Source organism: Tersicoccus mangrovi, from assembly GCF_036881825.1.
Classification (GTDB): domain Bacteria; phylum Actinomycetota; class Actinomycetes; order Actinomycetales; family Micrococcaceae; genus Tersicoccus; species Tersicoccus mangrovi.
This window is the reverse complement of sequence record NZ_JBAJMW010000002.1, coordinates 305,201-327,404: the sequence shown is the minus strand read 5'-3', so window position 1 is coordinate 327,404 and position 22,204 is coordinate 305,201. Positions and strand designations below refer to the sequence as shown.

The 22,204-nt window shown below is 73.1% G+C and carries 22 protein-coding genes; 15 read left to right on the top strand and 7 right to left on the bottom strand.

Going from position 1 to position 22,204, the window contains the following annotated elements; all coding sequences use genetic code 11:
* Nucleotides 1-65: 65 nt before the first annotated feature.
* On the bottom strand, nt 66-320 hold the full coding sequence (locus V6N00_RS05345; RefSeq protein ID WP_334231041.1) for a hypothetical protein: 255 nt from the start codon (nt 318-320) through the stop codon (nt 66-68).
* Between V6N00_RS05345 and V6N00_RS05340 the strand changes: the two genes are divergently transcribed.
* Complete coding sequence (locus tag V6N00_RS05340) at nt 319-645, top strand: hypothetical protein (protein ID WP_334231040.1); 327 nt, start codon at nt 319-321, stop codon at nt 643-645. The genes V6N00_RS05345 and V6N00_RS05340 overlap by 2 nt on opposite strands.
* On the opposite strand, the gene V6N00_RS05335 is transcribed toward V6N00_RS05340, so the two are convergent.
* From V6N00_RS05335 to V6N00_RS05325, 3 genes are read right to left on the bottom strand one after another with little or no spacing between them, the layout of a single operon-like run.
* A complete protein-coding gene (locus tag V6N00_RS05335) occupies nt 642-1,634 on the bottom strand; it encodes an NAD-dependent epimerase/dehydratase family protein (RefSeq protein WP_334231039.1) in 993 nt (330 codons plus the stop codon). The genes V6N00_RS05340 and V6N00_RS05335 overlap by 4 nt on opposite strands.
* The gene (locus tag V6N00_RS05330) at nt 1,631-4,294 is read right to left on the bottom strand and encodes an alpha/beta fold hydrolase (RefSeq protein WP_334231198.1); all 2,664 of its coding nucleotides are present in this window, start codon (nt 4,292-4,294) and stop codon (nt 1,631-1,633) included. The genes V6N00_RS05335 and V6N00_RS05330 overlap by 4 nt, the downstream gene beginning before the upstream one ends.
* Nucleotides 4,288-5,313: a 3-oxoacyl-ACP synthase III gene (locus V6N00_RS05325; RefSeq protein WP_334231038.1), complete on the bottom strand. Its 1,026-nt coding sequence runs from the start codon at nt 5,311-5,313 to the stop codon at nt 4,288-4,290. The genes V6N00_RS05330 and V6N00_RS05325 overlap by 7 nt, the downstream gene beginning before the upstream one ends.
* A 253-nt stretch (nt 5,314-5,566) precedes the next feature.
* Here V6N00_RS05325 and smc point away from each other — a divergent pair, with 253 nt between their 5' ends.
* Nucleotides 5,567-9,145, top strand: a complete 3,579-nt coding sequence (smc, locus tag V6N00_RS05320; protein WP_334231037.1) for a chromosome segregation protein SMC — start codon at nt 5,567-5,569, stop codon at nt 9,143-9,145.
* A 24-nt stretch (nt 9,146-9,169) separates the two neighbouring features.
* Here the strand turns inward: smc and V6N00_RS05315 are convergent, their stop codons facing one another.
* Nucleotides 9,170-10,627 carry an MFS transporter gene (locus V6N00_RS05315; protein WP_334231036.1) on the bottom strand — a complete coding sequence of 486 codons (1,458 nt, stop codon included), beginning with the start codon at nt 10,625-10,627 and terminating at the stop codon, nt 9,170-9,172.
* A 160-nt stretch (nt 10,628-10,787) separates the two neighbouring features.
* On the opposite strand from V6N00_RS05315, the gene ftsY reads away from it, so the two are divergent.
* The 3 genes from ftsY (at nt 10,788) to V6N00_RS05300 (ending at nt 13,935) form a co-directional block, all read left to right on the top strand.
* Nucleotides 10,788-11,930, top strand: coding sequence for a signal recognition particle-docking protein FtsY (ftsY, locus tag V6N00_RS05310; protein ID WP_334231197.1), 1,143 nt, complete (start codon nt 10,788-10,790; stop codon nt 11,928-11,930).
* A gap of 335 nt (nt 11,931-12,265) precedes the next feature.
* On the top strand, nt 12,266-13,600 hold the full coding sequence (locus tag V6N00_RS05305; RefSeq protein WP_334231035.1) for an ammonium transporter: 1,335 nt from the start codon (nt 12,266-12,268) through the stop codon (nt 13,598-13,600).
* A complete protein-coding gene (locus tag V6N00_RS05300) occupies nt 13,597-13,935 on the top strand; it encodes a P-II family nitrogen regulator (protein ID WP_334231034.1) in 339 nt (112 codons plus the stop codon). The genes V6N00_RS05305 and V6N00_RS05300 overlap by 4 nt, the downstream gene beginning before the upstream one ends.
* A 122-nt stretch (nt 13,936-14,057) precedes the next feature.
* Here the strand turns inward: V6N00_RS05300 and V6N00_RS05295 are convergent, their stop codons facing one another.
* Entirely contained in the window at nt 14,058-14,342 is a 285-nt protein-coding gene (locus V6N00_RS05295; RefSeq protein WP_334231033.1) for a DUF6480 family protein, read from the bottom strand.
* 447 nt (nt 14,343-14,789) lie between these two features.
* On the opposite strand from V6N00_RS05295, the gene ffh reads away from it, so the two are divergent.
* Nucleotides 14,790-16,379, top strand: coding sequence for a signal recognition particle protein (gene ffh, locus V6N00_RS05290; RefSeq protein WP_334231032.1), 1,590 nt, complete (start codon nt 14,790-14,792; stop codon nt 16,377-16,379).
* A gap of 32 nt (nt 16,380-16,411) precedes the next feature.
* Nucleotides 16,412-16,900, top strand: coding sequence for an NUDIX hydrolase (locus V6N00_RS05285; protein ID WP_334231031.1), 489 nt, complete (start codon nt 16,412-16,414; stop codon nt 16,898-16,900).
* Here V6N00_RS05285 and V6N00_RS05280 read toward each other — a convergent pair.
* On the bottom strand, nt 16,884-17,015 hold the full coding sequence (locus tag V6N00_RS05280; protein WP_334231030.1) for a hypothetical protein: 132 nt from the start codon (nt 17,013-17,015) through the stop codon (nt 16,884-16,886). The genes V6N00_RS05285 and V6N00_RS05280 overlap by 17 nt on opposite strands.
* Between V6N00_RS05280 and V6N00_RS05275 the strand changes: the two genes are divergently transcribed.
* From V6N00_RS05275 to rplS, 8 genes are all read left to right on the top strand, one after another.
* Nucleotides 17,014-17,706: an alpha/beta fold hydrolase gene (locus tag V6N00_RS05275; protein WP_334231029.1), complete on the top strand. Its 693-nt coding sequence runs from the start codon at nt 17,014-17,016 to the stop codon at nt 17,704-17,706. The two genes, V6N00_RS05280 and V6N00_RS05275, sit on opposite strands and share 2 nt — an antisense overlap.
* A gap of 75 nt (nt 17,707-17,781) precedes the next feature.
* Complete coding sequence (locus V6N00_RS05270) at nt 17,782-18,645, top strand: VOC family protein (protein ID WP_334231028.1); 864 nt, start codon at nt 17,782-17,784, stop codon at nt 18,643-18,645.
* Between the two features lie 237 nt (nt 18,646-18,882).
* The gene (gene rpsP, locus V6N00_RS05265; RefSeq protein WP_334231027.1) at nt 18,883-19,320 is read left to right on the top strand and encodes a 30S ribosomal protein S16; all 438 of its coding nucleotides are present in this window, start codon (nt 18,883-18,885) and stop codon (nt 19,318-19,320) included.
* Nucleotides 19,317-19,565 (top strand): RNA-binding protein, encoded by a 249-nt coding sequence (locus V6N00_RS05260; protein WP_076692862.1) that lies wholly within the window; start codon nt 19,317-19,319, stop codon nt 19,563-19,565. Before rpsP ends, V6N00_RS05260 begins: the two co-directional genes overlap by 4 nt.
* Nucleotides 19,566-19,771: 206 nt before the next feature.
* Nucleotides 19,772-20,362 carry a ribosome maturation factor RimM gene (rimM, locus tag V6N00_RS05255; RefSeq protein WP_334231026.1) on the top strand — a complete coding sequence of 197 codons (591 nt, stop codon included), beginning with the start codon at nt 19,772-19,774 and terminating at the stop codon, nt 20,360-20,362.
* 3 nt (nt 20,363-20,365) lie between these two features.
* Complete coding sequence (gene trmD, locus V6N00_RS05250) at nt 20,366-21,088, top strand: tRNA (guanosine(37)-N1)-methyltransferase TrmD (RefSeq protein WP_334231025.1); 723 nt, start codon at nt 20,366-20,368, stop codon at nt 21,086-21,088.
* An 83-nt stretch (nt 21,089-21,171) separates the two neighbouring features.
* Nucleotides 21,172-21,576, top strand: a complete 405-nt coding sequence (locus tag V6N00_RS05245; protein ID WP_416385034.1) for a VOC family protein — start codon at nt 21,172-21,174, stop codon at nt 21,574-21,576.
* Between the two features lie 249 nt (nt 21,577-21,825).
* The gene (gene rplS, locus V6N00_RS05240; protein WP_334231024.1) at nt 21,826-22,167 is read left to right on the top strand and encodes a 50S ribosomal protein L19; all 342 of its coding nucleotides are present in this window, start codon (nt 21,826-21,828) and stop codon (nt 22,165-22,167) included.
* Nucleotides 22,168-22,204: the final 37 nt, after the last annotated feature.

Sequence of the window (22,204 nt, the reverse complement as noted above, 5' to 3'; positions counted from 1 at the left end):
CGGCGGCTGACCGCCGCGCGCGTGCGGCGCCACGCTGCTCGGCATCGATGATGAGGGCCCCGGCTCTACGCAGAACCGCGGCCCTCATCATGCCTCACGCCGGACATGACGTGGAGGGCGGTCTGCACGACGGCCGCGGTCACGAGGCCGATCAGCACCGCCAGCACCAGTCCCAGCCGCGGGATCAGCGCCATCGCGACGGCGTAGGGCACGAAGAACGCGACCGCTCGCCGGCCGACCCGACGGAGACGAGGGTGGGACGGTGCCGTCATGAGCACACCGTAGGCCGCGTTGGTCTGCGACGGAAGGATGACCGCCATGCTGAGGGCCGAACGAGTCGACGAGCGGGACATGCTGCTGGTAGACGAGCAGGTCCGCGCGCTGCGGGTGCTCGATCTGTGGCTCGACCCCGAGGAGGGCCAGCTCGTGCGGGTGGACAGCCACGACGTCGAGACGGACGACCTGGCCGAGGTCCACGCCTGGGTGGTCCGGCCCGGTCGGACGACGGCGCAGGTCAGCGAGGTCTACCGGCCGGTGGAGGAGCGCAGCGCAGCGGATCGAGGCCGGTTCGCGCTCGTCGGCCGGTATCGGCTGACGCCACACGCGGACTCCACACGACGGCCGCGGCACCGGAGCAACTCTTAGCGGCGGTAGTGCGCCGCGAGGCGGGCCAGGCCCTCGTCGATCGAGACCGCCGGCGTCCAGTCGAGCACCTCGCGGGTGTGCCGCTGGTCGAACCAGTGGGCCGTGGAGAGCTGCTCGGCGAGGAACCGGGTCATCGGCGGCTCGTCCCGGCCCGGACGAACCCTCCACGCCGCCTCGATGAGGCCGCCGGCCACCCGGGCGACCCGGCCGGGCACGTGCCACGCCGGCTCCGGGACGCCTGCGGCCCGGCAGATGCCGCCGATCAGCTCGCCGACCGTCCGCGGCTGCCCGTTGGTCACGACGAGCGCCTGCCCGTGGGCGTGGTCCATCCGGTGCAGCCCGGCGACGATCGCGGCGGCCGCGTTGTCGATGTACGTGGTGTCGATCAGGGCCGCGCCGTCGTCCAGCAGCGGCAGGCGCCGGCGTCGGGCCCGGTCGACCACGCGCTCGACGAGCTGCGTGTCGCCCGGTCCCCAGACGATGTGCGGGCGGATCGCGGTGACCCGGAAGTCCGGTGCGTCCGCCGCGAGGGCCAGCAGCTCCGCCGCGGCCTTCGTGCGGGCGTACTCGCCGCGTGCCCGGGCGGGGTCGGCCGGCTCCGCGCCGGCCCCGGCGATCGCCATGCCGTGGTGGGCGACCGACGGAGAGGAGACGAACACGACGTCACGTACCCCGGCCGTGCGGGCGGCGTCGAGCAGGGCCGCGGTTCCGTCCACGTTGACCGCGACGAACTCGGCCGGATCGCCCGCGAAGGACACCTTGGCCGCGAGGTGGATGACCGCGTCGACGCCGGCGACGGCCCGCGCGAGGGCAGCGGGGTCGGTCATCGCACCAAGGACGTCAGTCGCGCCCGGCACGGCGGCGGGGCGACGCTGGAACGTGCGCACCGCGTGGCCCTGCGCGACGAGCAGGCGGGCGACGGCGGACCCGAGCAGGCCGCTCGCGCCGGTGACGAGCACCCGGAGGGACCCGGCGGGTCCCGGGGTCACGGTGCGGACACCCTCTTCCCGGCAAGGACCCCGGTGGCCCACGCTGCTAGCGCCGAACGGTCGACCTTGGAGTTGTGGCGGATGTCGGTGGGCAGCCGCCGCACCTGCAGCACCGCCGCGAGGTCGAGGTCCGGCACCACGGAGCGCAGCGCCTCGGTGACACCGCGCGGCGCGGGACCGTCGGTGCGGGCACCGGGGTCGGTCTCGACGACGGCGACGGCGACCTGCGAGCCGTCCGGCCCGACCCCCACGAGGGCCGTGCGAGCGACGCCGTCGACGGTCGCCATCCGCTGTTCGGCGTCGACCGGGGTGACCGGTCCGCCGCTGGTGCGCAGCACGTGCTGCAGCCGGCCCTCGACCCACAGGCGGCCGGCCGCGTCGAGGTGGCCGACGTCGCCGGTGCGGTGCCAGCCGCGGTCGAACGCCGCGGCCTCGGTGCGGTACAGCCGGTCGTAGTGGTCCTTGACGTGTGGCGCGGCCACGAGGATCTCCCCGGACACGGCCGGGGCGCCGGACGGGTCGCCGACCGCCGAGCCGTCGGCGTCGAACGCGCTGATCGCGACGTGCGCGCCCGGCACCGGGGCGCCGACGCACACGCCGTTGCCGGCCCCGGCCACCGCACCGGCTGAGCCGGACGCAGCAGCCGCATCGGCCGCCGCGGCACGGATGCCCGGCAGGTCGATGTCCGTCACGGGCAGCGCCTCGGTCATCCCGTACGGGGTGTGCAGCCGGGCACGCGGGACCAGGGCGGAAACGGCGGCCAGCAGCGGCTCGCCGATCGGCGCCCCGGCGGAGAGCAGGAGGTCGATCCGGCCCAGGGCCTCGCACTGGGACGCGTCGAGCGCGTCGGCCGTGGCGAGCACGTTGACCAGGGCGGCGGGGGAGGCGAAGACGGCGGTCGCGTCGACGGCGGCCGCGGCGTCGGCCAGCGCCGTCGCCGTCAGCGTCGCGGGCGCGGTGACGTCCATCGCGGGGCTGACCGACGTCGCGCCCAGGGCCGGGCCGAGCAGCGCGAACGGGGCGAACGCGGCCACGAGCGCGGTGCCGGGAGCCAGGCCGTACGTGGTCGAGACGGCTCGGCACATGGCGGAAAGCTGCCGGTGCGTGTAGGCGACGCCCTTGGCGGGACCGGTGGAACCGGAGGTGAAGAGGATGGCCGCCGGGTCGTCGGCCCGCGGCTCGTGCTGGGCGCCCACCGGGGCGGCGTCCCCGTGGGCGAGCACCTCGGCGAGGGTGTGGTCGACGTCGAGCACACGACGCGTGATGCGGTCGAGCCCGCGTACCGCGATGCGCCGGCCCGGCCAGCCGAACACGCGGGCGGCGATGAGGGCACGCTCGATGCCGATCACCCAGTCCGGCCCGGCACCGCGCACCGCCCGGGACAGGCCACGGGCGCCCAGACCCGCGTCGGCGACGACGATGACGGCGCCCAGGCGCAGCCCCGCGTAGATGAGGCACGTCAGGTCGATGCCCGGGGGCACCAGGAGGCTGATCCGGTGGCCCGGGCGGACGCCGACGGCGGTCAGGCCGCGGCGCAACCGGTCGACGCGGGCGGCCAGCTCGTCCCAGCCCAGGCGCAGGGGCTCGCTGCCGGGGCCGGCCATGTCGACGACCGCCGTCGTGGTGTCGGCGGCCCGGTCGTCGAGGGTGGCCCACAGCGGCCGGTGGTCGCGGTCCGCCAACGTCAGCCGGGAGCCGCGCAGCTGGTCGGTGTCGGCGCGGTCGGCCGGCAGGCGCTCCCCGAGCCACCCCAGCAGGGTCGCGGCGACGGGGGCGTCCTCGGTCACCAGGTGACCGGCATCCTCGAACCGGTGGACGTCGGCGTGCGGCAGCCGGTCGATCAGGTCGCGGAGGTACCGGTCGGAGAAGATCGGGTCCTCAGGGCCCCACAACATCAGCGCGGGCACGTCGAGGCAGCGCACGCCCTCGGCGATCCGGTCGAGCTCCGGTAAGCTCGGCGTGGACGCGTCGACGGGGATGTCGGCGACGAACTGGCCGACGCCGCCGCGCCGGCGGGCGTGCCGGTACGGGGTGCGGTAGGCGCGCCGGACGGCCGGGTCGAGCGCGGGCCGGGCGAGGCCGAGGGTGATGTCGAGGAACGCCGTCGTGCTGACCGTGCCGGGCCGGTGGATCGCCGGATGCAGGGCCAGACGCAGCGGCCAGGGGATCGACTCCCCGGCGGGCTGGTGGACGGCGGTGTTGGTCAGGACGACGCCGGCGAGCAGGTCGGGGTGGTCGACGGCCCAGCCGAGGCTGATGCTGCCGCCCCAGTCGTGGCCCACGGTGACGACGGGCCCGGTCAGGCCGAGCGCGTCGGTCAGGTCGCCGAGGTCGGTGACCCGGTCCGCGAGCCGGCGCGCACCGATGCGGGCGGAGAAGCCCATGTCGAGCTGGTCGACGGCGATGACCCGCCACGGGCCGCCGTCGCTCGCGGTGCGCCGGGCGGCCGCTTCGAGCAGGGACCGCCACAGGTAGCCCCACGTGGGGTTGCCGTGCACGCACAGGAGGGTGCCGGCGGGCGTGACGTCGTCGGGGATGAGGGCGGCGTTGTCGAGCAGGTGCCAGCGGTGCGTGGTGCCCGCGTCGACGGCGGCGGAGGAGACGACCGGCAGGTACCGGGAGCAGCCCTCGGGGACGCCGGGCCAGGCGGATGTCACCAGGCGATCTCCAGCATCGCCGTGTTCAGTCCCGAGCCGACGCCCATGCACAGCACGCGGTCCCCGGCGTTCAGGGTCTGGGACTCCATGGCCAGGGTCATCGGCAGCGACGCCGGGCCCACGTTGCCCCACGTGGGGAACGTCATCGGCACGCGGGTCTTGTCCAGCCCGACGGCGTCGATGATCGCGTCGGTATGGATGGTGCTGACCTGGTGGGTGACGTAGCGGTCCATCGACCGCCAGTCCCAGCCGTTCTCGTGGGCCTCGCTCCAGGCGTCGACGACGAGCTCGAGGCCGCCCTTGAGCAGCCCGCCGTGGTCCGTGTACATGCCGTCGACGCCGCCGACGCACAGCTCGTGGTGCTCGCTGCCGGCGCGGGAGACGCCGCCGACGATGCGGTGCGACCCCGGGTGGGCGTCCGCAGGGCCGAGGACGGCCGCGGCGGCACCGGAGCCCAGCGTGAGGGTCGCGAACTCGCGGTTGAAGTCCGACCGGGTGGCGTCCGGCCCGTTGAGCCGCGCGATGGTGGCTTCCTGGGTGGCCTGCGCGTCCTCGCCGTTGACGATGACGGCGTACTGGATCTGCCCGGCGTCGATCATGTTGGCGGCCAGCGACATGCCGTTGACGAAGCCGAGGCACGCGTTGGCGACGTCGAAGTTCAGGGCGGAGGAGGGCAGCCCGAGGCCGTGGTGGATCTTGACGGCCACGGAGGGCTCGAGGTTGGTGCGCGTCACGGACGTGTTGATCAGCAGGCCCACCTGGCCCGGCTCGATGCCGGCGGAGGCCAGCGCCTTCGCGCCGGCCTCGATGGCGGCGTCGTCGAACGCGGTCCCCGGTGCCCACCAGCGGCGCTCCCGGATGCCGGCCACGCGTTCCAGCAGCTTGCGGGACAGCCGCAGACGCTTGAGGGCGCCTCCGAGACGGTCGTCGAACTCCGCGCTGGTCACCACCACGGGCGCCTCGATGCTCGTGACGGAGAGCAGGGCGGTGTTGCTGTGGAGGAAGGTAGCGTTGCCGGTCAAATCACGAGCTTTCGTCGTTTTCGTCGCTGGGTGGAGCACGTCGCCGCGCCGTCGTCGCGGGCGTATCCGCAGCGGACACGCACGCACGTCGTCCGGGTGGACGTGACACGACACAGTTAACTATGGACTGTCAGCACCCTTCGCTGCATATGCACCGCGGTGAATACTACCGGTCCAGCCGATACGCTGACCGTGAGCACGACTCGACCCGGACGCGCTCGACCATCTGCTGACGTGAGCGACGGGAGGCCCGGTGCACCTGAAGACCCTCACGGTGCGCGGCTTCAAGTCCTTCGCGTCCGCGACGACCTTCCAGTTCGAGCCCGGGGTGACCGCCGTCGTCGGTCCCAACGGCTCCGGCAAGTCCAACGTCGTCGACGCCCTCGCCTGGGTGATGGGGGAGCAGGGCGCCAAGACCCTGCGCGGCGGCAAGATGGAGGACGTCATCTTCGCCGGGACGTCCGGCCGGCCGCCGCTGGGGCGCGCGCAGGTGTCCCTGACCATCGACAACACGGACGGCGCCCTGCCGATCGAGTACACCGAGGTCACCATCTCCCGGACCCTGTTCCGGTCCGGCGGCTCCGAGTACGCCATCAACGGCGCCACGTGCCGGTTGCTCGACATCCAGGAACTGCTCTCCGACTCCGGGCTCGGCCGGCAGATGCACGTCATCGTCGGGCAGGGCCAGCTCGACGCCGTGCTGCACGCCACGGGCGAGGAGCGCCGCGGCTTCATCGAGGAGGCCGCCGGCATCCTCAAGCACCGGCGCCGCAAGGAGAAGACGGTCCGCAAGCTCGAGGCGATGCAGGCCAACCTCACCCGGCTGACCGACCTGACCGGCGAGATCCGGCGGCAGCTGACCCCGCTCGGCAAGCAGGCCGCCGTCGCCCGGCGTGCCCAGCAGGTCCAGTTCGAGGTGCGGGACGCGCGGGCCCGCCTGCTGGCCGACGAGCTGGTGACCCTGACCGAGCAGCTGGCCACCGACCTGGCCGACGAGGAGGCGCTGCGCGCCCGCCGAGCGGAGCTGGAGACCCGGCTGGAGGCCGGCCGCGAGCGGCAGGGCGAGCTCGAGTCCGCCGCCGCCCGGGCCACACCGGCCCTGAACGCCGCCCGTGACGCCTGGTACCAGCTCTCCTCGCTGCACGACAGGTTCACCGCCCTCGCGCACCTGGCCGAGGAGCGTCGCCGGTTGCTCGGCAGTGCCGAGGCGCCCGCCCGCAACGGCCGGGACCCCGAACAACTCGAACAGCAGGCCGCCGCCGTGCGCGTCGAGGAGGCCGACCTGGGCCGCGCGCTCGACGCCGCCCGCGAGACGCTGACCGCCGCCCTGGAGGCCCGCGCTCGCGCCGAGGCGGACGCCGCAGCCGAGGACAAGCGGCTGACCGCCCTGATGCGTGCCGCCGCGGACCGGCGGGAGGGCATCGCCCGGCTCACCGGGGCCGTCGGCGCGGCCCGCACCCGGGTCGAGTCGGCTGAGGCGGAGCTCGGCCGGCTGCGCGGCATGATCGCCGACGCGACCGCCCGCGCCGAGGGCGCCCGCTCCGAGTTCGCCGCCCTGGAAGGTCAGGTCGCCGGCGTCGAGGAGGGCGAGGAGGGTCTGGACGCTGCGTACGAGGAGGCGAGCAGCCTCGTCGAGGAGCTCGAGGCCGAGCTGGAGACGGCACGGCAGGCCGAACGCGACGCCGAACGGGAGCGCGACGCGCTGACCGCCCGGATCGAGGCGCTGCAGGTGGGCCTGGACCGGCGCGACGGGGCGGAGACCCTGCGGGACGCCGTCGTCGAGGGCCGGCTGGACGGCATCGTCGGCGGGGTGGCCGAGCTGGTCGGCGTCGCCCAGGGCTACGAGCCGGCCATCGCCGCCGCGCTCGGCTCGGCCGCCGAGGCGCTCGCCGTCACGGACCACGAGGCCGCGCAGCGGGCGCTGGACCTGCTCCGCGACCGCGACGCCGGCCGGGCGGACCTGCTCATCACCGAGGCGCCGGCGCTGCCGTCGCTGCTGCCCGACGACGCCGAGCTTCCCGAGGGCGCTCTGCGCGCGACGGCCCTGATCCGCGCCGAAGCGGCCCTCGGGAGCACGTTGGAGAGCCTGCTCGCCGACGTCGTCGTCGTCCCGGACGCGGCGCTCGCCGCGACCGTACTCGCGGCGTTCCCGCGCGCCCGCGTGGTGACCGAGGACGGCGACGTGTTCACCGCCGTCAGTGCCCACGGCGGTGTGGCGAGCGAGGCCAGCCTGATCGAGCTGCAGGCCGCGATCGACGAGTCGCAGACCGCGCGGGACGCCGCCGCCTCCCGGTGGGAGCAGGCCCGGTTCGCGCAGGCCGGTATCACCGCCCGCCTGACCGACGCGAAGGCCGAGGCCGACGCGGCACTGGACGACCTGCACGCCTCCGACGCCCGGCTCGCGGCCGTCGCGGAGCGGCTCGCCGGGTTCGGCTCGGCGATGCGCTCGGCCGAGGCGGAGCGCACCCGGCTCGAGGCCGCCGTCGAGACCGCGCGCGCCACCATCGACAAGGAGCAGACCGCTCTCACCGCGGCGGCCGACCGCCTGGCCGCCGCCCGCGAAGCCCCCGAGCAGGACGAGGAACCGGACACCGACCGGCGCGATGAGCTCGCCGCGGCGGCCACCGCCGCCCGTGCCGCGGAGATGGAGGCGCGGCTGAGCGTGCGCTCCACCGAGGAGCAGCTGACCTCCTGCACGCAGCGGGCCCAGTCCCTGGAGCGGGCCGCCCGCACCGAGAAGGCCGCCCGTGCGGAGGCGGAGCAGCGGGCCCGCCGGCGCCGGTACCAGGCCGCCAAGGCGCTCGCCGTGGGCTCGGCCGCCGGCGTCGTCGCCGCGCACGTGAGCGTCTCCCTCGAGCTGGCCGCCGCGGAGCGCGACGCCGCCGAGCAGACGCGGGCGCGGCTGGACGCGGAGCTGACCGACCTGCGGGGCGGCAACGAGGACGTCTCCCGCGAGCTGGCGCAGCTCGTCGACAGCGTGCACCGCGACGAACTGGCGCGCGAACGCCAGCGCGCCGCGATCGAGGCCGTGCAGAACCGGGCCGCCGACGAGCTCGGCCTCAGCGCCGAGAACCTGCTCGCCGAGTACGGGCCGGAGGTGCCCGTGCCGGTCACGGCGCCAGTCGACGACAAGTGGGCCGAGCTCGGGCCGGCCACCGCCGACACGGTGCCATTCGTCCGCGAGGAGCAGGTGAAGCGGCTGCGGAAGGCCGAACGGGACCTGGCGGCGCTCGGCAAGGTCAACCCGCTGGCGCTGGAGGAGTTCGCGGCGCTCGAGGAGCGGCACAAGTTCCTCTCCGGGCAGCTCGAGGACCTCAAGTCCAGCCGGGCGGACCTGCTGCAGATCATCGCCGAGGTGGACCAGCGGGTGCAGGAGGTGTTCGGCGCGGCGTTCGCGGACACCGCGGCCCAGTTCGAGCACGTGTTCTCCCGGCTGTTCCCGGGCGGCGAGGGGCGGCTCGTGCTGACCGACCCGGACGACCTGCTCGCCACGGGCGTCGAGATCGAGGCGCGGCCGGCGGGCAAGAAGGTCAAGCGGCTCTCCCTCCTCTCGGGCGGGGAGCGGTCTCTCACGGCGGTGGCCCTGCTCGTGGCGATCTTCATGGCTCGGCCGAGCCCGTTCTACGTCATGGACGAGGTCGAGGCGGCCCTCGACGACACCAACCTGCAGCGGCTCATCGGCATCCTCGAGGAACTGCGCGCGTCCAGCCAGCTCATCATCATCACGCACCAGAAGCGGACGATGGAGATCGCCGACGCCCTGTACGGGGTGAGCATGCGCGGCGACGGCGTCTCGGCCGTCATCAGCCAGCGGATCGGCGTTCTCCAGTAGTCCCGCAGGAGGAGATCTCGTCCCTCAGGACGTCGCGGGGTCCTTCGTCGTCGCCGGCAGGGTCTCCCGCGCGAGCAGCCACGGCACCATCGCCACGAGGCAGACGGCGCCGGTGACGGCGAACGCCCAGCCGTAGGAGAGGGTGTCCACCATGAGGCCGGCCAGCAGCGGACCGATGATCGTGCCTGTGTCGGACGCCATCTGGAACACGGCGAGCACCCGGCCCGCGCCGCGCTCGGGCCCGATGACGTCGGCCACGGCCGCCTGCTGCGCCGGCCCGAGCAGCCCCGCCCCGAGACCGGCGGCGATCGAGGCCACGATGAAGACGGCAACGTTCGGCACGAGCCCGAGCACCATCGTCGCGATGCTCGTGGTGGCCAGTCCGCCGAGGACCAGCGGCCGGCGGCCGTAGGCGTCCGTGAGGCGGCCGGCGAGGGGCAGTGCGAGGGCGTTGCCGACGGCGAAGATCGCCAGGGCGGCGCCGGCAAGCGCCGGGCCCGCGCCGAGGGCCGCCGTGGCGAACAGTGGCACGAGCGCCACGCGGACCCCGAACACGCCCCACCCGTTGGCAAAGCTGGAGCCGATCGCCGCCCGGTAGGCGCTGTCGCCGAAGGCCGCCCGGAGGGCCAGCACGGGAGGAGTACCCGTCGCGCCGGTCGCCACCGTGCTGCCGGTCGCCGCGCGCAACCGCACGAACACGAAGGCCGCGGTGAGGATCAGCAGCACGCCGTAGACGAGGAACGGCACCCGCAGCCCCAGCCCGCCGAGCACGCCGCCGACCACGGGGCCGGCGATGTTGCCGAGCAGGAACGAGCCGGCGTAGTAGCTCGAGATGCGTCCCCGGGCCCCGGGCGGAGCCAGCCGGACGACGAGCCCGAGGGCGGAGACCGTGAACATGGTCGACCCGAGGCCGCCGAGGCCCCGGAACAGCAGGAGCTGGGTGTAGTCGGTGGCAAAAGCGCAGGTCAGCGACGACAGCCCGACGATCGTCAGGCCGGCCACGTACACCGGGCGCTCGCCGAGCCGCTCGACCAGCCGGCCGCCCGCGGGCGCGAAGACCAGCCGCGCCAGGGCGAAGACGCTGACGATGGCGGCCGCCGCCGTGGTGCCGACGTCGAAGGAGCGGGCCAGCTGCGGCAGCACCGGGGCGACGAGGCCGAAACCGAGCGCGATGACGAAGGCCGCCGCGATGAGCACGAGGATCGCCGGAGGGATGGGCGTCCGCGGCGCTCGTGGCCGCCGCCCGTGGGACGTCGAACTCCGGCCGGCGGAATCGCGCCGACGTCGCCACCAGAGGGTGAGCGCGCCCCGGGGCGATCGCGGCGGCGTCGCGGGTGACGGCTCGGTGTCCGCAGTGGCCTCGGCCCGGGCGTCGACGCCGGCGTCGCGCGTCGGGGCGGCCGGGAAGTCCGGGGAGTCGGCGGAGGAGGTGGTGGACGGGTGCGCCGGGTCGGGCGTGCGGTGGGGCGGGGGAGTCGACATGTCAGGTCGAGTCTCCCACGAGGCGGCAGGCTCCACGCCGGTCGGCGGCCGCTGGCCCACTGTCCTTCGATCGATGCGCCATCGGAGCCCGTCGCCGGGCAGGAAACAGCGCCGCCGACCATGAGAAGCTGGCTTCGTGAATGGTGCACTCGACCCCGTCATGATCATCGTCTTCGTGGTGGCCGCGGTCGCCGTCGTCGGCGGAGTGCTGATCGCCCTGGTCCGCAACACCCGGCGCCCCCGCGGTGGCGTGCGTGGCCCGTACACGTCGACCCGCGACGCCAACGATCCGGCGCCCGGCGGCGTCGGCACCCTCGACCGGCCCGACCTCGCCGAACCGGACGCCACGGCACCGCCCGCCCCGGAGATTGAGCGACCCGCCGCCGTCGGTGGCCGCCTCGTGCGGCTGCGGGACCGGTTGTCCCGGTCCAACTCGACGCTCGGCCGCGGCCTGCTCGCCCTGCTGTCGCGGGAGACCATCGACGAGGGTGTGTGGGAGGAGATCGAGGAGACGCTCCTGCTCGCCGACCTCGGCACCGAACCGTCGATGCAACTGGTCGACGCCCTGCGCGAGCGGGTGCGGATCGAGGGCACGCGCGACCCCGAACGCGTGAAGGCGATGCTGCGCGAGGAACTGCTCCGCCTGGTCGACCCGACCATGGACCGCACGCTGAAGACCACGCGGCACGACGGCCGCCCCGCCATCGTCCTCGTCGTCGGGGTCAACGGGACCGGCAAGACGACGACGGTCGGCAAGCTGGCCCGGGTGCTGGTCGCCGAGGACAAGGACGTGCTCCTCGGCGCCGCCGACACCTTCCGCGCCGCTGCCGCCGAGCAGCTGGCTACGTGGGGCCAGCGGGTGGGTGTGCCGACCGTGCGCAGCGACGTCGAGGGCGCTGACCCCGCGTCGGTCGCGTACGACGCCGTCCGGGCCGGCATCGAGGTCGAGGCCGACGTCGTCATGATCGACACCGCCGGCCGCCTGCAGAACAAGGCCGGCCTGATGGACGAGCTCGGCAAGGTCAAACGCACCATCGAGAAGCAGGCCGCCGTGGACGAGGTGCTGCTCGTGCTCGACGCGACGACCGGGCAGAACGGCATGACCCAGGCGGCGGTCTTCGCCCAGGTCGTCAACATCACGGGCATCGTGCTGACCAAGCTGGACGGCACGGCCAAGGGCGGCATCGTCGTCGCCATCCAGCGGGCCCTCGGCGTGCCGGTCAAGCTCGTCGGCCTGGGTGAGGGCCCCGACGACCTCGCGCCGTTCGACGCCGAGGACTTCGTCGACGCGATCATCGACTGACCCGCCGTTCTTTCCTTTCCGCCAGCTCGTCAATCGATGATCGAAACGCGGCCGATTCCGGCCGGATCGGACGTCGAATGACGAGCTGGCGTCGTGTGGGGGATCGATACCGCGACCCGCGCCCTGACGGGTCCGTTCACGAAACCGAAACACGCCGGTGACGGCGCTTTTACCCTCGGGGTCCATCTGTAACGCTCCGGCAATGCGCCCGGCCGGGTCGTGAAACACGCGCCCACCATGCTCGTGATCGGGGCACGGAGCCGTCCCGCCGCATCACCGCGGCCGGACGGTCCGTCGCATTCGATGAATCGACCTCTTCGAGGAAGGGTATGGGCATGGACACTGGCGCAACCGCCTGGGTGTTGGTCTCGGCCGCACTGGTCCTGTTGATGACGCCGGGTCTGGCGTTCTTCTACGGCGGCATGACCCGCGCCAAGGGCGTGCTGAACATGATGATGATGAGCTTCGGAGCGCTCGCCCTGGTGGGCGTGCTCTGGGTGCTCGTCGGGTACTCGATGTCCTTCGGCACGGACGTCGGGGGTGGTCTGGTGGGCAACCCGTTCGAGAAGTTCGGCCTGCAGGGTGTGCTCGACACCGGGGACGGCGCCCCGATGGCCGGCAGCATCCCGGAGATCGTGTTCGTCGGCTTCCAGGCCGTGTTCGCGATCATCACCGTCGCCCTGATCTCCGGGGCGATCGCCGACCGTGCCAAGTTCGGCGCGTGGATGCTGTTCGCCGGTATCTGGGCCGTGCTGGTCTACTTCCCGGTCGCGCACTGGGTATTCGACTTCAACACCAACGGCGACACCAAGATCGGCGGCTGGATCGGCCAGGGCCTCGGCGTGGTCGACTTCGCCGGCGGTACCGCCGTGCACATCAACGCCGGTGCGGCCGCTCTCGCGCTGGCCCTCGTCCTCGGAAAGCGCAAGGGCTTCGGCAAGGACTCGAGCCACCGCCCGCACAACCTGCCGCTCGTGATGCTCGGTGCGGGGCTGCTGTGGTTCGGCTGGTTCGGCTTCAACGCCGGTTCCGCCCTGGGCGCCAGCGCGACCGCCGGCTACGCGTGGATCAACACCCTCGTCGCCCCGTGCGCCGCGATCCTCGGCTGGCTCCTGGTCGAGCGGATCCGCGACGGCCACGCGACCTCCCTCGGTGCTGCCTCGGGCGCGGTGGCCGGCCTGGTCGCCATCACCCCGGCGTGCAGCTCCATCACCCCGATGTGGTCGATCGTGCTCGGGGTCATCGCCGGTATCGCCTGCGCCCTGGCCGTCGGCCTGAAGTACCGGTGGGGCTACGACGACTCGCTCGACGTCGTCGGCGTGCACCTCGTCGGTGGTGTCATCGGCACCCTGTTCATCGGCCTGGCCGCGGACCCGGGCTCGCCCGCCAAGGCCACCGGTCTGTTCTACGGCGGCGGACTGACCCAGCTCGGCCTGCAGGCGATCGGCGCCTTCTCGGTGCTGATCTACTCCTTCGTCGTCGCCTTCGTCCTCGCCTGGCTCATCCGCAAGACCGTGGGCTTCCGCATCAGCGAGGAGCACGAGATCACCGGCGTGGACCTGACCCAGCACGCCGAGACGGCCTACTCCTACAACGAGGGTGGGAACTTCCAGGCGGGGCGGCACCTCGTGCAGACCCCGGACGGCGCTATCGAAGAGGTGTCTGCATGAAACTGGTGACCGCGATCATCCGGCCGGAGAAGGTCGACGACATCCGCTCGGCTCTCGAGTCCTACGGCGTCCGCGGCCTGACCGTCTCCCACGCGAGCGGCTACGGACGGCAGCGCGGCCACACGGAGGTGTACCGCGGGGCGGAGTACACCGTGGACCTCCTGCGCAAGACCCGGCTCGAGATCCTCGTCCCCGACCACTCGGCCGCCGACATCGTCGACGTCCTGGTCTCCACCGCCAACACCGGCCGGGCCGGCGACGGCAAGGTGTGGATCACCCCGGTCGAGGAGTCGATCCGCGTGCGGACCGGCGAGCGGGGCGACGCCGCGGTCTGACCGCGACGGAGAAGACCGCACTACATCAGACACAGCACCGCCCGGTATCGCGATGACGATGCCGGGCGGTGCTGCTGTTCGGGCGGTGCTGTTCGTGCGTGTCGTCCGTGAGCGGGTTGGCTCTACTCGTTGTGCCCCTGGTCGCCGCTCATCTGGTCCTCGGCGGGCGGCGTCTCGCCCGGGGGCACACCGCCGCCGGGCTCGAGCCCGGTCACCTGGTCCCGCTCGGGGTCCGGGTGCGGGTCGCCCGCGGCCGGCGCGGTCTCCTCGGTCGCGGCGTCCGGGCCCGGGGGAGCGGCGTCGGGCGCGGTGGCGCGGGCGGCGGGATCGTCGCTGCCCGTGTCGGTGATCGGGCCGGGCCCGATCGGTTCGACCGGCTCGTCGCCGGTCCTGGGGTTCTCGCTCACCGTTCCTCCTCGCTTCGACGTCCTGCCTTCGACTGCGCAGCCGCCGGGAAACACTCACGGGCGGCGGTCCGTGCAGCCTAGGGGCGGGACCGCCATCGGACAAGTGACGCGAGGGCAACGGAGTCCGGCGCTCGGGCCAGTTCGGTCCGGAACGACGTCGTCGGCCGAGAACTCGACCGACGATGTCGTTCTCGACCGAACACGCATCGAGAAGCACGGACCGAGCGGGACGGAGCGCGGATGGAGCACGGACCAAGCGCGGACCGAGCGAGACCGGCCACGAGCGGCACGGACGAGGTGCGTGCACGGCGTCGCGGCGACGACCGGCCGGACAGGTGCCTTGCTAAGCTGGGTCACTGGTCGCACGCCACGGCCGGCCCGGCGACGAACGCCCGCGATGCCCGGCCCGCGGTGTCCCCCCACCGACGAGAGAAGTCTGCAGCTACCGTGTTCAACTCACTGTCTGATCGGCTCACCGCCACCTTCAAGAACCTGCGCGGCAAGGGACGGCTGAGCGAGGCCGACGTCGACGCCACCGTGCGGGAGATCCGGCGCGCCCTGCTCGACGCGGACGTCGCGGTGCCCGTGGTCCGCGAGTTCACCGCGAGCATCCGGGAGCGCGCGCTCGGCGCGGAGGTCGCCGCCGCGCTGAACCCGGCGCAGCAGATCGTCAAGATCGTCAACGAGGAGCTCAAGGACATCCTCGGCGGGGCGACCCGGCGCATCCGCTTCGCCAAGAACCCCCCGACGGTCATCATGCTCGCGGGCCTGCAGGGTGCCGGTAAGACCACCCTGGCCGGCAAGCTCGGCAAGTGGCTGGCCGCGCAGGGCCACAAGCCGCTGCTCGTCGCCGCGGACCTGCAGCGCCCCAACGCCGTCACCCAGCTGCAGATCGTCGGCCAGCGCGCCGGCGTCAAGGTGTACGCGCCGCACCCGGGCACCACGAGCGAGACCGACGTGCCCACGGGCAACCCGGTGCAGGTGGCCCGCGACGGTGTCACCGAGGCCCGCAACAAGCTGCACGACGTCGTCATCATCGACACGGCCGGCCGGCTCGGCGTCGACGCCGAGATGATGCAACAGGCCGCCGACATCCGCACCGCGACCAGACCCGACGAGGTGCTGTTCGTCATCGACGCCATGATCGGCCAGGACGCAGTCAACACCGCGCTCGCCTTCCAGGAGGGCGTCGCCTTCACCGGCGTCGTGCTCTCCAAGCTCGACGGCGACGCCCGCGGTGGTGCCGCCCTGTCCGTCGCCTCGGTGACCGGCCAGCCGGTCATGTTCGCCTCCACCGGTGAGGGCCTGGACGACTTCGAGCTGTTCCACCCCGACCGGATGGCCGGCCGCATCCTCGACATGGGCGACGTGCTCTCGCTCATCGAGCAGGCCGAGCGCAGCTGGGACAAGGCCGAGGCCGACCGGATGGCGAAGAAGTTCGCCGACCAGGAGGACTTCACCTTCGAGGACTTCCTCGCCCAGATGCAGCAGATCCGCAAGATGGGCTCGATGAAGAAGATGCTCATGATGATGCCCGGCGCCGCCGGCATCCGTGAGCAGCTCGAGAACTTCGACGAGCGGGAGATCGACCGCGTGGAGGCGATCGTCCGGTCGATGACCCCGCACGAGCGGGTGGCCCCGAAGATCATCAACGGTTCGCGCCGCGCCCGCATCGCCCGCGGTTCCGGCGTCACCGTCTCCGAGGTCAACCAGCTGATGGAGCGGTTCACCCAGGCGCAGAAGATGATGAAGCAGATGGCCCGCGGCGGCGGGGTGCCCGGCATGCCGGGCATGGCCGGCCCCGGCGGCTTCAACTCGCCGCGCAAGAAGGGCAAGAACGCCAAGTCGGCCAAGAGTTCGCGGTCCGGCAACCCGGCCAAGCGCGCCCAGGACGCCGCGGCCGCGCAGGCGCGTCGCGAGCGGGGCAGCGCCCCGGTCAACACGGGCGCCGCGTTCGGCAAGGACGCGGGCACGGAGGACTTCGATCCGTCGGCCCTGAACCTGCCCGCCGGGTTCGAGAAGTTCCTCGGCAAGTGAGCCCCGCGAGCGATCCAGGACGCGACCGGCCGGTGATCGACTCCTACCTCAGCGAGCCCGAGCTCGCGGCGTTCATCGCGACGCTGCCGCGCCGGCGGCTCGCGGCCGGCGCCCTGATCCGTGACCGCGAGGGCCGCGTGCTCATGGTGCAGCCGAACTACAAGCAGGGCTGGGAGCTGCCCGGCGGCACGGTCGAGGCGGGGGAGGACCCCCGCACCGGCTGCGGCCGGGAGATCACCGAGGAGGTCGGCCTCGAGCTGCCCGTCGGCCGGCTGCTCGTCGTCGAGCACGGCACGTCGCACGGCATCTGGGGCGACGCGACGATCTTCCTGTACGACGGCGGCGTCGTCGACGCGGACGTTGCGGTGACCGTCCAGGCCGAGGAACTGGTCGGCTACCGCTTCGTCTCTTCCGCCGAGGTCGGGACCCTGGCGATGCCGGGGCTGGCGAACCGGATCGCCGTCGGGCTGTCCGCGCTCGCCGACGGGGACACGCGCGAACTGGTCAACGGCCGGGGCTGAGCCCCGGAACGATGCGCACCGCCACGCGGCGGCGCGCGTCCGACGATCCGGCCGACCCGACGACGACGACCGCGCTGCCGGTCCTGTCGGCGGCGACGGCCAAGGTGGTGAACATGACTCGAGTGGTTCTCGTCCACGGCAGCGGCCGTGCCGGTGCGGCGGCGTGGCCCGAACAACGCCTGCTCGCCGGGCGCTACGACTGCCTCTTCCTGCGCCGGCGCGGGTACGAGGCCTCCGGCGAACCGGCCCGGGGTGACGCGGAGGCGGACGCCGCCTCGATCCTCGAGCACCTCGAGCCCGCCCGCGGCGGCCACGTGGTGGCGCACTCCGGCGGCGCCGTCAGTGCCCTGCTCGCGGCGGTGCGCGAGCCGGGGCTCGTCCGTTCGCTGACCCTGATCGAGCCCGCCGCGTTCTCCCTGACCCGCGACCTGCCGGCCACCGCGCGGCACGTCGCGGCCTTCGCTCCGCTCTACGTGGCCCGGGAGCGGCTCAGCGCCGACGCCTTCGCCCACCGGTTCACCGAGCTGCTCACCGGGACCGGCGACGGCGCGCCCACCGGCGTCGACGCCGTGCGCCTGCAGCGGCAGCAGCCGCCGTGGGAGGCGCCGCTGACCATCGTGCCCGGCGTGCCGACCCTCGTCGTCACCGGCGGATGGGAGCCCGTCTACGAGGAGGTCGCCACCTTCCTCGCCACCACCGGAGCCCGCCACGTCATCGTCCCGGGCGGCCACCGACCGCACGACACGGCGGCCGGCCACGCGCACATCGCCGGTTTCCTCGCCGAGCTGGAGCGCGACGCCGCCTGACCGGGGGTCTCCTGCGAGTCACGGGAGTGAAGGGCCGGCGGGAATGCCCCGCGATCTGCTCGCGTTGGCATAAACATGAAGCTTCAAGTAAATGAGACGCTGCCCGCGACGACCACGATGGGCGTGCTCACCCTCCGGGCGGGCGACCTGCCGGCCCTCGTCACGTACTACCAGCAGGCGCTGGGCCTGACCGAGATCGCCTCCGACGCCGACGGCGTGCTGCTGGGCCGGGCCGGTGCGGGCCTCGTGCGGATCGCGGACGGACACGACCTGAGCGTGCCGTCGCCCTCCGACGCCGGGCTGTTCCACACCGCCCTGCTCTTCGACACCCGGACCGAGCTCGCCGACACCGTCGCATCGGCGCTGCGCCGGCCCGAGGGCCGTTACGTCGGCGCCCAGGACCACGCCGTGAGCCAGGCCTTCTACTTCCAGGACCCGGAGAACAACGGGATCGAGCTCTACTGGGACCGGCCGCGGAACCAGTGGCAGTGGCAGCAGCACAGCGTCCACATGACCGTCGACCCCCTCGACGGGCGCGCCTTCCTCGACGAGCACCTCCGGCACGACGAGCTGCGCAGCACCGACCCGGCGACCGTGGGCCACGTCCATCTGCAGGTCGGTGACATCGCCTCCGCCCACGACTTCTACGTCGACACCCTCGGGTTCGACGAGACCGCGCGACTGGGCGAGACCGCCCTGTTCGTCTCCGCCGGCGGCTACCACCATCACATGGCGATGAACGTGTGGAACAGCGCCGGGGCCGGGCCGCGCCGGGACACCCGTGGTCTCGGCCGCGTTGACGTCACCGTCCCGACCGACGCCGACGTCGCCGCCCTGCAGGACCGGCTCGACGCGGCCGGTGTCCCGGCGACCGTCCAGGACCACGCCCTCGTCACCGCCGACCCCTGGCGAAACGAGATCCGCGTCGTCGCGGCCTGACGCGTCGTCGGCGCCCGGCAGGACGCCCGGCATCGGGCGCCGGGACACCGGGTGCCGGTCGTCACGGTGGCGCTGGCTGGCACGGGCGGCGGTCTCTGGCATAATGGACGGGTACTCGGTGCGCCCGGCCCCTCTCAACCGGGCGGTCACCAGTCCCCAGAACCCCACGGATCGGCCTGCCCCACGGGTGCGTCACACGGGTTCGACTTTCGACCAACACAGGAGTGAGTCACACCAGTGGCCGTTAAGATTCGCCTCAAGCGCATGGGCAAGATCCGTGCCCCCTACTACCGCATCGTCGTCGCCGACTCCCGCACCAAGCGGGACGGTCGTGCGATCGAGGAGATCGGCAAGTACCACCCGACCGAGAACCCCTCGTTCATCGAGGTGAAGTCGGACCGCGCGCAGTACTGGCTCGGTGTCGGCGCGCAGCCGACCGAGCAGGTCCTGGCCATCCTCAAGGTGACCGGTGACTGGCAGAAGTTCAAGGGCCTGCCCGGCGCCGAGGGCCGGCTGAAGACCTCCGAGGGCAAGGCCGCCTTCGTGGCTCCCGAGAAGGACTCGGTCATCATCCCCGAGTCGGCGAAGGCCCCCGAGGCTCCCGTCGCCGAGGCCGCCACCGACGCGGACGAGACGCCCGCCGAGACCTCCGAGTCGGCTGACGCGGACCAGTGAGCGTCCTCCCCGAAGCGCTCGAGCACCTCGTGCGCGGCATCGTCGACAGCCCCGACGACGTCAACGTCACCGCGAAGAACAACCGTCGCGGTGAGACGCTCGAGGTCCGGGTGCACCCCGACGATCTCGGCCGCGTGATCGGCCGCCAGGGCCGCACGGCCCGCGCGCTGCGCACGGTCGTGTCGGCCCTCGAGGGCGGCGACGCTGTGCGCGTCGACGTCGTCGACACCGACCGTCGCCGCTGAGTACGACGCAGTCTCCGGCCCCGCCGCTCCTGACCGAGCGGCGGGGCCGTGCTGTTCCCGGCCGTGCTGTTGCCGGCCGTGCTGTTGCCGGCCGTGCTGTTCCCGGCCGTGCTGTTCCCGGCCGTGCGGCCAGCCCTCCACCGGCACCCGCCGGTGACCGTTCTCCCGCCGGGTTCCCGGCGCTCCCTGAAGAAGGCAGGCCCGCAGTGCAGGTGCGCATCGCCCGGATCGGCAGACCCCACGGCATCCGCGGCGAGGTGACCGCCGAGGTGCTCACCGACGACCCCGAGAGCCGGTTCGTCCCCGGCGCGGTGCTCGACGTCGAGGCCTCCGGGACCGAGGGCGCGAGCGGCTCCCTGACCGTCCGGACCGCACGCTGGAACAAGGGCATCCTCCTGCTCGGATTCGAGGAGGTCGCCGACCGCAATCACGCCGAACGGCTGCGCGGTGCCCGCCTGCTGCTGGACACCGACGACGTCGACGCGGACGACGACGCCTGGTACGAGCACGAACTGGTCGACCTCGACGTCGTGCTCGACGCCGACGACGGCCCGCGCATCGGGCGCGTCACCGCCCTGCAGACCATGCCCGCGCAGGACCTGCTCGTGATCGAACTGTCCGACGGGCGCGAGGTGCTCGTGCCGTTCGTCGAGCAGATCGTGCCGACCGTGGACGTCGACGGCCGCCGCGTCGTGCTCACCCCGCCGCCGGGCCTGCTGGACCTGAATGTCGCGGACGAGGGCAGTGCCGCTGAGGGTGACGATGCCTCGACCGGTCGGCCGGACGGGTCGGCCTGAGCCGTGCGCATCGACGTCATCAGCATCTTCCCCGCCTACCTGCAGGCCCTGGACCTGTCCCTGATCGGCAAGGCGCGCACCGGTGGCCTGCTCCGGCTGGACGTGCACGACCTGCGGGACTTCACGACGGACCGGCACCGCACCGTCGACGACACGCCCTACGGCGGCGGCGCCGGCATGGTGATGAAGCCCGAGCCGTGGGCGCAGGCCCTGACCGCCGTGCTCGACGAGGACCGAGCGCCGGCTGAGGACGCCGTCGTCGAGACCCGGCCCGTGCTCGTCATCCCGTCGCCGGCCGGCGAGGTGTTCCGCCAGTCCACCGCCCACGAGCTGGCCGAGGCCGAGCACCTCGTGTTCGCGTGCGGACGGTACGAGGGCATCGACGAACGCGTGGCCCAGTGGGCCGAGGAGCGGTACACGGTGCGCCCGCTGAGCATCGGGGACTATGTGCTCAACGGCGGGGAGGTGGCGACCCTGGCGATGGTCGAGGCCATCGTCCGGCTCATCCCCGGCGTCATCGGCAACCCGGGCTCGCTCACCGAGGAGTCCCACGCGGACGGGCTGCTCGAGTACCCGATGTACACCAAGCCGGCGAGCTGGCGCGGCCTGGACGTGCCCGAGGTGCTGCTCAGCGGCGACCACGGCCGGATCGCCCGCTGGCGGCACGAGCAGCAGCTCGCCCGCACCGCCGACCGCCGCCCGGACCTGCTGCCGCCGACGGTCTGAGGGGGACGAGAACCTGGAGGCCGGTGCGCCGAGCCGGTAGCGTGCGGCCCATGGCCATCTGACTCGAGAACGTCGGCATCGCCGTGCGGGACCTGGACGCGGCGATCGCGTTCTTCGCCGACCTCGGCCTGACCGTCCTCGGTCGTGACACCGTCAGCGGGGAGTGGGCGGACACCGCCGTCGGCCTCGACGGCAACCACGCGAGGATCGCGATGCTGCAGACCCCGGACGGCCGCGGCCGGATCGAGCTGTTCGAGTACCTGCATCCCGACGCGATCGAGACGGAGCCGACGCTGCCGAACGAGACCGGGATGCACCGCGTCGCCTTCGCCGTGGAGGACATCGACGAGGCCCTCGCGATCGCCGCCCGGCACGGCTGCCACCCCCTGCGCGGGGTCGCGACCTACGAGGACGTCTACCGGCTGACGTACGTGCGCGGCCCCAGCGGCATCATCGTGATGTTCGCGCAGGACCTGCGGCAGCCCTGACCGGCCGCTCCGAGGGACTGGACGGTACGGCGCTCGATGTGCCGGGACACGCCCGGATGTGGCAGAATGGACAGCTGTGCCGGTTGGGCGCGCACCTGCCACAGGGGGAGCGACGCCGACAGCGCGGCACGCGCGTGGGTCCGACGGGCCGCGCGTTCCCTCACTTCGCGGTCCAGCACCGGCCTCCGGGCCCGCCGGACCGCGCCGATCCACGTGGATGACCTGTGGCGTTCACCAGGAGATGCACCCATGCACATCCTCGACTCCGTCGATTCCGCGTCGCTGCGCACCGACGTCCCGGACTTCCGTCCCGGTGACACACTCAAGGTGCACGTCAACATCATCGAAGGCAACCGCAGCCGTGTCCAGGTCTTCCAGGGCTTCGTCGTCGGCCGCCAGGGCGAGGGCGTCCGCGAGACGTTCACCGTCCGCAAGGTGAGCTTCGGTGTGGGCGTCGAGCGTACCTTCCCGGTGCACTCCCCGGTCATCGACAAGATCGAACTCGTCACCCGCGGTGACGTGCGCCGGGCCAAGCTCTACTACATGCGCGATCGTCACGGCAAGGCCGCGAAGATCCGCGAGAAGCGCTGACCTCCTTCTTCCGGAGGCTCACCAGCCGAACGGCGGA

What these genes read in the sequence shown, in the direction of transcription:
- V6N00_RS05340 (WP_334231040.1), top strand. Translation starts at nt 319, where the DNA reads ATGCTGAGGGCCGAACGAGTCGACGAGCGGGACATGCTGCTGGTAGAC.
- V6N00_RS05345 (WP_334231041.1), bottom strand. Translation starts at nt 320, where the DNA reads ATGGCGGTCATCCTTCCGTCGCAGACCAACGCGGCCTACGGTGTGCTC.
- V6N00_RS05315 (WP_334231036.1), bottom strand. Translation starts at nt 10,627, where the DNA reads ATGTCGACTCCCCCGCCCCACCGCACGCCCGACCCGGCGCACCCGTCC.
- ftsY (WP_334231197.1), top strand. Translation starts at nt 10,788, where the DNA reads ATGATCATCGTCTTCGTGGTGGCCGCGGTCGCCGTCGTCGGCGGAGTG.
- V6N00_RS05305 (WP_334231035.1), top strand. Translation starts at nt 12,266, where the DNA reads ATGGACACTGGCGCAACCGCCTGGGTGTTGGTCTCGGCCGCACTGGTC.
- V6N00_RS05300 (WP_334231034.1), top strand. Translation starts at nt 13,597, where the DNA reads ATGAAACTGGTGACCGCGATCATCCGGCCGGAGAAGGTCGACGACATC.
- V6N00_RS05275 (WP_334231029.1), top strand. Translation starts at nt 17,014, where the DNA reads ATGACTCGAGTGGTTCTCGTCCACGGCAGCGGCCGTGCCGGTGCGGCG.
- V6N00_RS05280 (WP_334231030.1), bottom strand. Translation starts at nt 17,015, where the DNA reads ATGTTCACCACCTTGGCCGTCGCCGCCGACAGGACCGGCAGCGCGGTC.
- V6N00_RS05270 (WP_334231028.1), top strand. Translation starts at nt 17,782, where the DNA reads ATGAAGCTTCAAGTAAATGAGACGCTGCCCGCGACGACCACGATGGGC.
- rplS (WP_334231024.1), top strand. Translation starts at nt 21,826, where the DNA reads ATGCACATCCTCGACTCCGTCGATTCCGCGTCGCTGCGCACCGACGTC.